General features: G+C 64.0%; 7 protein-coding genes. 5 read left to right on the top strand and 2 right to left on the bottom strand.

The annotated features are described in order from the left end of the window. The 4 genes from EBBID32_RS21395 to EBBID32_RS21380 form a co-directional block, all read left to right on the top strand. Positions 1–1,285: type IV secretory system conjugative DNA transfer family protein (locus EBBID32_RS21395; RefSeq protein WP_037492399.1), on the top strand; the 1,285-nt coding region annotated here is incomplete at its 5' end. 558 nt (positions 1,286–1,843) lie between these two features. Then, the gene (locus tag EBBID32_RS21390) at positions 1,844–2,308 is read left to right on the top strand and encodes a plasmid mobilization protein (RefSeq protein ID WP_006966993.1); all 465 of its coding nucleotides are present in this window, start codon (positions 1,844–1,846) and stop codon (positions 2,306–2,308) included. 9 nt (positions 2,309–2,317) lie between these two features. Further along, the gene (locus tag EBBID32_RS21385) at positions 2,318–3,793 is read left to right on the top strand and encodes a relaxase/mobilization nuclease domain-containing protein (protein WP_006966991.1); all 1,476 of its coding nucleotides are present in this window, start codon (positions 2,318–2,320) and stop codon (positions 3,791–3,793) included. A gap of 158 nt (positions 3,794–3,951) precedes the next feature. Then, positions 3,952–4,284, top strand: a complete 333-nt coding sequence (locus EBBID32_RS21380; protein ID WP_006966989.1) for a hypothetical protein — start codon at positions 3,952–3,954, stop codon at positions 4,282–4,284. 17 nt (positions 4,285–4,301) lie between these two features. Here EBBID32_RS21380 and EBBID32_RS21375 read toward each other — a convergent pair whose 3' ends face one another. Both EBBID32_RS21375 and EBBID32_RS21370 read right to left on the bottom strand, forming a co-directional pair. After that, positions 4,302–4,490 carry a hypothetical protein gene (locus EBBID32_RS21375; protein ID WP_006966986.1) on the bottom strand — a complete coding sequence of 63 codons (189 nt, stop codon included), beginning with the start codon at positions 4,488–4,490 and terminating at the stop codon, positions 4,302–4,304. A gap of 309 nt (positions 4,491–4,799) precedes the next feature. Continuing rightward, positions 4,800–6,122, bottom strand: coding sequence for a hypothetical protein (locus tag EBBID32_RS21370; RefSeq protein ID WP_006966984.1), 1,323 nt, complete (start codon positions 6,120–6,122; stop codon positions 4,800–4,802). A gap of 564 nt (positions 6,123–6,686) precedes the next feature. Between EBBID32_RS21370 and EBBID32_RS21365 the strand changes: the two genes are divergently transcribed. Next, a complete protein-coding gene (locus EBBID32_RS21365; RefSeq protein ID WP_006966982.1) occupies positions 6,687–7,586 on the top strand; it encodes an ArdC family protein in 900 nt (299 codons plus the stop codon). Positions 7,587–7,703: the final 117 nt, after the last annotated feature.

The following is a 7,703-nucleotide window of genomic DNA, read 5'->3' as shown; positions in this document are numbered from 1 at the left end:
GGCGGGGGCGGTCTGTCCCGCCAGCCCCGCCGACAAGGACAGATATTGGCAGGGCAGCGCGGCGAACGTGCTGGCCGCCGTGTTCCTCTGGATCGCCGACCAGCCGGGCGAGCAAAAGACCCTCGCCCGCGCCCGCGAGATTGTGAGCCTCAGCCGCAAGGACTTCACCGAAGGCTTTTTAGTAAAGATGGCCGCTTCGAGCGCCTTTGGCGGCGCGATCCGGGAGATGGTCAGCCCCTATCTGGATTTGGCGCAGGAGACCTACAGCGGCATCATGTCCAACTTGTCGGAGAATACCAAGTTTCTCTCCGACCCGCAGGTGAAGGCCGCGACGGCCACGTCGAGCTTCGACATGGCCGACCTGATCCGAGGTCCCGTGACGGTCTATCTGGTGATCCCGCCCGACCGCATCGACACGCAGCGCACCTGGCTCCGGCTGATGACCACGGCGGCCATGCATACCTTCAAGCGCTATCCGCTTGAAGGACGCCCGCCGCACCGCTGCATGATCCTGATGGACGAGTTTCCCGCCCTTGGCCGGATCGAGGACATGCCGCGCGACATTGCCACCATGTCTGGCTACGGCATCGACTTTACGCTGATCGTGCAGGGGCTCGACCAGCTCAAGGACATCTACGGCGCGGCGGCGGGGACAATCCTGTCCAACTGCGCCTATAAATGGTTCTGCAACGTCAACGACCTTGAGTCCGCCAAATACCTCTCCGACACGCTCGGCAAGCAGACCGTGCGCACCATCGGGCGGGGCGAGAACCAGAACGAAGGGCCGGGCGGCGCGGGCAAGGGCGAGAGCGTCAATTACGGCGAGACCGGCAGGCCGCTCCTGATGCCCGACGAGGTATTGAGCCTGGGCCGCGACGTGGCGATTGTCCTCAATCCCGAAGGCCGCCCGCATTATCTCCGCCCCGTCGATTACTGGCAGATACCGGAAGCCTTCGCCTCGCTCGCCGCCACCTATCCGATGCTCTATTGGCAGCCGCCGCTCGGCTGGGACGACAACCCGTATTTTGTGCGGCGCGGCAAGGAGGAAGGCGACGGGCGGGAGGGCGGCCAGAGGAAGGCCGACCCGCCAAAGACTTCCTCCGGCCCCATGAGCCGGAGGCGGGCGCTGTCGATCCTCGACCTTACCGAAGGAGCGACCCCTGCGGAAATCATCGCCGCGCACAGGCGGCTGATCAAGAAGCTGCATCCCGATACCGGCGGCTCCAACGGTGTCGCGCAGCTTCTGAACGAAGCGCGCGACGTACTTACGGAGCGCGCGCCGTGAAACCTTCGCCGCACACGCACGTCTTGTGCTATAATGCAGGCGTTGCGGCGCTCTTGCGAGTCGTTGTGGCAAGCGGATCGGGCAGCATCTGTCCCGCCGCATACAGTTCTACCCCACGCTCCCGCACGACCTGTGCTATCCTGAGATATGGCTTAGGAGAGCGTGCAAGCCATGGACGGGGTACCCGTCCGCTTGGCAAGGGCGGCGCTTCGCCCTCCCGTTGCATCCCTCCCGAGCAGGGGTTTCCCACCCCATGCACCCGTGCGGGGAGCCTTCGTGCTCCCTGCGACCCATGACGGAGGCTTTGCCTCTGCGACACCATTCAGGGGCGTTCCTGCCCCTGAAGACCCAGACCAAGGCACGTCGTCCTTGGAACCTGACGCGGGGCTATCGCGCCCCTCGACCCACTCGCCGGAGACTTCCGCGTCCCGGCACCCACGGCCAGAGCTTGCGCGCTCTGGACGACGCGCAGGGGGCTTTCACGCCCCTGCACCCTGACGGGGGGTATTCGTCCCCCTCGACCCGCCGCCGGACAAAACCGGCTGAAAGGAGGTGTGCTTGACCGACGAGACCGGCCCCCGCCCGAACAAGCCCGATCAGGGCACATCCGCCCGTCGCAAGTCCGAAAAGCGCCAGCGCGTCCGGCAGGTCAAAACCCGCATGACCGAGGCCGAGCATGCAGTTTTTCTTGCCCGCGCCGACAAGGCGGGGATGACCTCCGCCGCCTTTTTGCGCGCCGCCGCAATCGGCGACGCCGGACCCCGCGCCCAAAAGCGCGTCCCCGCAGACGCTTCCGTTCTGCGTCAGGTGCTCGGTCACATCGGCAAGACCGGCAGCAATCTGAACCAGATTTCCCGCTACCTGCACACCGGCGGCGAGGCGCAGACCGTCCTGCCGGACATTCGCGAGGCGCTCGCCGATCTCGCCCGCATACGCGGGCTCATTTACGACGCTCTCGGCAAGGAACCGGACGCCGCCGCGCCGGTCCTGCCGTCACCCCCACCATCGCCGCCGGAATCATGAGGCGCGGTCATGATTATCAAAGGGGGATCGCGGGCCGGACCACAGCAACTTGCCGCCCACCTCCTACGCGCCGACACCAACGAGCGCGTTGACATTCTGGAGCTGGACTCCGCCGTGGACGATCTCTCCGCGACCTTCCGCGACTGGCAGACCCTCTCCGAGGGCACACGCGGCACCAAGGGGCTCTATCACGTCAATATCGACCCCGACGCCCGCTATGACATGACGCCCGCGCAATGGGCCGAAGCCGTGGCGGTGCTGGAAAAAGAACTTGGCCTGGACGGCCAGCCGCGCGCCGTCGTGCTGCATGAGAAGAAAGGCCGCCAGCACATCCATATCGTCTGGGCGCGCACCGACCTTGAGACGATGACCATGCGCTCCGACAGCAACAATTATCTCGCCCATGAACGCGCCAGCCAGAAACTTGAACTGGCGTTCGGGCATGAGCCGGTGCCCGGCAAACATGCCAAGCGCGACCGCAGCAAGCAGCCCGACTTCCCCCGCGCCGAGGTCAATCATGGCGAATGGCAGCAGGCCGAGCGCAGCGGCATCAGCGTCGCCGACCGCCGCGCGCAGATGGCCGCCCTTAAGGAAGCCAGCGACAACGGCGCGGCCTTCAAATCCGCGCTTCAAGAAGCGGGCTATATGCTGGCGCAGGGCGACAAGCGGGACTTTGTGCTGGTGACGGCGGAAGGCTCCGTCCTCAGCCTCAGCCGCGAGCTGAAAATGAAGGCCGCCGAGGTGCGGGCCTTCATGGCGGACGTGGACCGCGCCGCGCTCCCGACCGCATCCGAAGCCAAGACCGCGCAGCGCGCCCGTGCGGAGGCTGCCGTTCCCGCCCCCGACATTGAAATGCAGAGGCCATCCATCGAAGATCTCGCACCCGCCCAGGAAGCGCCGCGCGAGATTCCCGATGGAGCCACGCTTGATCCGCGCGTCGCAGAGGCCCTTGCCGCGCGCGAACAGGCCGACGCGGCCAAGCTGGCCGAGTGGCATGCTGCCGAGCTGCGCCAGACCGAATATGTCCTGAAACGCGACGACGAGCCGAAGCTCGCCAGTCTTGATCGCCAACACACAGCGGAGCGCGAGCGGCTGAAGCGCGAACAGCGCGAAGCCAGGGGCGGCATCGAGGGCTTTATCGAGGCGTTGCAAAACCGCCTCAATCCGGGCCGTGGCGCGGAGAAGCTGGCAGAGCGCAAGAAGGAATGGCGGCAGATGTATGCGCGGCAGGAACGGGAGAAAGCCGACCTCGAAGTGCTATTGGCGCAGAACAGGGCCGAACACCTCGACGAGCTGAAAGAGCGCCATGCGCAGCAAAGCCGCGAACAGCAGGCGATCTTCGCGCGGGAGCGCGAGCGCTACGCCGAAGACGCCGCGCGCGCCGCAAGATTGCTTGAACAGATCGCGGAAGACCGCCGTATGCAAGAAGAACAGGCGCGGCAGCAAGGGCGCGGGCCGGACGGCCCGCCCGGAAGGACAAAGTAAGCGGCTCGCGTTTCCTGCAACCGGAACCGGGCCGCACCAAAAAGAAAAAGGTTGCCACGGATAAGGGCGGCAGCATCGCCGACAGCGCCTTCGCGCGGTTCTTCGACATCGCCGCGCTACAAGCCGCCGTCGCGTCGCGTTTCCTGCAAATGGAAGAAGTGGCTCTGCCGCCCGCGACCGACCGCAACGCCACGGATAAGGACGGCGACGTTCCCGATGATCCGCCCGAATTGGTGCCGACCTTCATGCCGACTGTGCGCCGCGTGATCTCGCGTTTCCTCGGTTCGAGGAAGAATCCGCGCGGCAAGAACCGCCGCAGGCGCGGACTTCGCGCACTTCTTTCGCGGCTCGCTTTCCGGTCGAAGTTTCTCTCCGCACCGGCTACGCCGCCCGCGCCCAAGCCCAAAGTGCCTGAGCCGCCGCCGTCAAAGCCGCCGCGCGGGCCGAACCGGCCTTTGCGCGGGCGCTTTAACCGGCCCTCCGGGCCGTGACCCCGAAGGGGGCGGGGTTAAAACCCCGGCCCCTTCAGGCGGCGCTTGATGATCGCGCGGTTGATGTTTTCGAGCGAGGCCAGTGCATTCGAGCGGTCGGCGGTAGCCGGTTCGCTGTGCGCCAGTTCCTGGCTGACGCGGAAGAATTTCGAGTGCAGGACGCATTCCGGCAGGTGATCGAGTTCGGCGGCGACGATGAGGCGCATGGGGCTGTCTCCTTCTTGCTGAGGCCGCAACCATCACGGCCTTTCATGCCCCGATGACGGCAGCGGGAAGACCGGAGCGCACCCGCAGGGCCGCAACAAAGAGAAGGAGCCTGATAAGGCTTGCGCCCACAGGGCAGACTGATGCCAGGGTGCAGGATCAAAAGGACGCTATGGGAGCGGCGCGGCAGAGAGACCTAGCTGCGCCTTATCGCCCCCTCAAATCCGCCCGAACTGTCTGGCTAGAAATCCGCAATCAGGCGAATTGAAGCGGCGCCATCCCTAAAGTAGGGATGGCGCCGTTCTTGTAGGTCAGAGCCGCACGCATCCCCGCAGGGTATTGCGCAGCACCGCAGTTGAATTGCTGAGAGAGGCTTCGCCTTCCAGCCGTCCGTTGATACGCAGCATCACCGTCCCGTTTTGCTGCATGAGCAGGGGAACAAGTTGCGTTCCTGTCAGGCCGCCGATCCATTGCGTGGCGTTTGCATTGGCGCGCTGAACGGGGATGTTGACGAGCCGACCGGAGAAGTTCCACGTCATCGTTAGTGCATTGCCGACCGAGGGCTTGTTGAGCAGCATCGCCATATAGGGCTTGCCGCCTTCGCAATAGAGGCTGAGAGATTCGATATTGGGAGATGCCGCCGCGCTCACATAAGCTATGGGCGCGCGGCCCTGCACCGGAACGACTTCCCAGGGTGTGCCGGGAAGCGGCACCGCCGTTTCGGGCGGGCTATTGTCCAGCATCGTCTTGATTTCCGGCGCGACTGGCAGCCGCCCGCCTGCCGCAGGCGGATAGACCGTTAGCTTGCCCCGCTCCCAAAGACCCACCTGTACCGCCCGGCGCGCCGGGTCGATCATCACATAGGCTTGCTCCACACCGCCCTGATGCTGCGCATTACCGGAAAGATAATAATAATTCCCGGCCCGCTGCAATGGCGAGACGGCGGAGAGATTGGCCCGCAGCACCGCCATCTTCGGTCCCATCCGGGCTTTCAAGGCCGCAGCCACGGCGCCCTTGTCGAACAGGTCGATATTGTCCTTCGCGTAGCTTCCGGGATATTTGCCGACGAGGCTGGCGAGATTGGTCCATTCCGCTGGAATGCCTTGCACGGCAACCGCCGGTTCGGGCCGTGGCGGCGCTGGTGTGCCCGCAGGGGCGCTGCCCTTGCAGAGCGTGAACATGCCACCCCCCGTGAAGGCCGCATGGAAGGGATCGGGGCGCTGGCCGCGCGGCAGATCGGATTCAAAGCGGATAACACCTTGCTTCTCGCCGTCGTTCACAAACATGAGAACCCGGCCAAAATCATTGTTGCTGACCGGAAAGGGAAAGAACACGGCCATGATGCCCTCATAGCGCGCGCCCATGAAGGTGAGCGCATATTCCACCCGAGGGGGCTTCATTTCCCGGCCATTGGCGCGGAATGTCATGCCCTTTTCGTCGATAGTCACGCGCGGCTCCTTCGCGCAGTCGCCGCGCGGAGCATAGCTGCCAAAGATATGGTCGATGCCCTGATCCTTGAAGCTGGATAGCGGAAGCGCCTCTGCACTTGCGGCAGCAAGCGTGGCAATAGCGCAAGCAGCGAGGCTTGCGCCGGAAAGGCGGAGCGCGGACCGCATCGAGAACGGCGATGTCATGTCAAAGCCCCCCTACATGAAACCCCTGCCCGTCAGGGATCGTTGCGTGGTTAATACAATCTTGATGGCTCGACAATGAACGGGAGAACAAGAACGAACTGTCCAGACGTTTTAGGAACAGAAAATGAAGTCCAAAGGTCCGTTTCTTAAAAATATGACCGAATGAGTTAATCTCTCCGCAAGGGCGCGTCCGGCGAATAGCCGGATGGGGCTCTATGCCGCGCTGATGCTTGCGGCACCGAGCCGCGTTTCGCGTCTCGGCCAGAAGGTAGCGATCCCGCGCGCGAAATATGCGCGGCCTTCGTCCGCAATCTCATTCGGCGGCCTATGCCCGCCTTCCTGTTTTTTGGGGCGTAACGCCCTTCTTTGTTTGAGGGGCTGCGCCCCCTTGCTGTCAAGACCAAGCCCTATGGGGCGGAAAACGGAGGCCGTGTAGTCCCCCGGATCAGGTCCGGGCTCCGGCCCGCACCATCCCCCGTTTTCCGGTCCTGACAGCAGACCCCCGCTCATTGCCGCGTGGCTAGTCGGTTGCATGCGCAACCCCTAAGCCAAGGAGAAAAGGCAATGAAACAAGATGTTTATGAGAGAGTGACCGCCCACATTGTGGCCGAACTGGAAAAGGGCGTCCGCCCTTGGTTCAAGCCGTGGAACGCCGAACATGCCGCAGGAAGGATTACCCGTCCTTTGCGCGCCAACGGCCAGCCCTATCGCGGCATCAATGTTCTGATGCTATGGGGAGCCGCCAGCGAGCGCGGATATAGCGCCCCCATCTGGATGACCTTCAAACAGGCGCAGGAGTTTGGCGGCCATGTCCGCAAAGGCGAAAAGGGCAATCTGGTCGTTTACGCCAACACCATCACCAAGACCGAGACCGACGAGAACGGGCAGGAGAACGAGCGCGATATTCCGTTTATGAAGGGATACACCGTTTTTAACGTCGAGCAGGTGGAAGGGCTTCCCGCGCATTTCTATGCACTGGCCGAGCGCCCCGCCGAGAGCGTGGAGCGCATCGCGCATGCTGAGGCATTCTTTGCCGCGACCGGCGCGGATATTCGCCACGGCGGGAACCGTGCCTATTTCAGCCCCGCAGAGGATCGCGTGCAAATGCCCCCCATTGAAGCCTTCCGCGATGCCGAAGCCTATTACGCCACCCTTTCCCATGAAATGACCCACTGGACGAAAGGCAAAGACCGCCTTGAGCGGGATTTTGGTCGCAAGCGCTGGGGCGATTCCGGTTATGCGATGGAGGAACTTGTCGCCGAGCTTGGCGCGGCTTTTCTCTGTGCCGATTTGGCCTTGAGCCCCGAACCGCGCGACGAACACGCCGCCTATCTCGGGCACTGGCTCGCCGTGCTCAAAGAGGACAAACGCGCCATTTTCAGCGCCGCCGCCCACGCGCAGCGCGCCGCCGACTATCTGCATGGTTTGCAGCCGCAGACCGAAGAAGTGAGAGAAGCCGCCTGACAGCGAAACGCCGGAGGGGAAACCCTCCGGCTTTTACGGAGCCGCCGCCATGCGTGATGGCGGCTATTCCTCTTTCCCGCCCCCCCACCCCTGAGTGGACGGCGCGGCCTTTGGGGC

Origin of the sequence: Sphingobium indicum BiD32, from assembly GCF_000382885.1 — a bacterium.
In the GTDB taxonomy this organism is placed as follows: domain Bacteria; phylum Pseudomonadota; class Alphaproteobacteria; order Sphingomonadales; family Sphingomonadaceae; genus Sphingobium; species Sphingobium japonicum_C.
The sequence above is the reverse complement of the archived record's forward strand: the minus strand, read 5'-3'. Positions and strand labels throughout refer to the sequence as shown.

Excerpts from the sequence above, each read along its gene's own strand:
- EBBID32_RS21385 (WP_006966991.1), top strand. The coding sequence starts at position 2,318 with ATGATTATCAAAGGGGGATCGCGGGCCGGACCACAGCAACTTGCCGCC.
- EBBID32_RS21375 (WP_006966986.1), bottom strand. The coding sequence starts at position 4,490 with ATGCGCCTCATCGTCGCCGCCGAACTCGATCACCTGCCGGAATGCGTC.
- EBBID32_RS21370 (WP_006966984.1), bottom strand. The coding sequence starts at position 6,122 with ATGACATCGCCGTTCTCGATGCGGTCCGCGCTCCGCCTTTCCGGCGCA.
- EBBID32_RS21365 (WP_006966982.1), top strand. The coding sequence starts at position 6,687 with ATGAAACAAGATGTTTATGAGAGAGTGACCGCCCACATTGTGGCCGAA.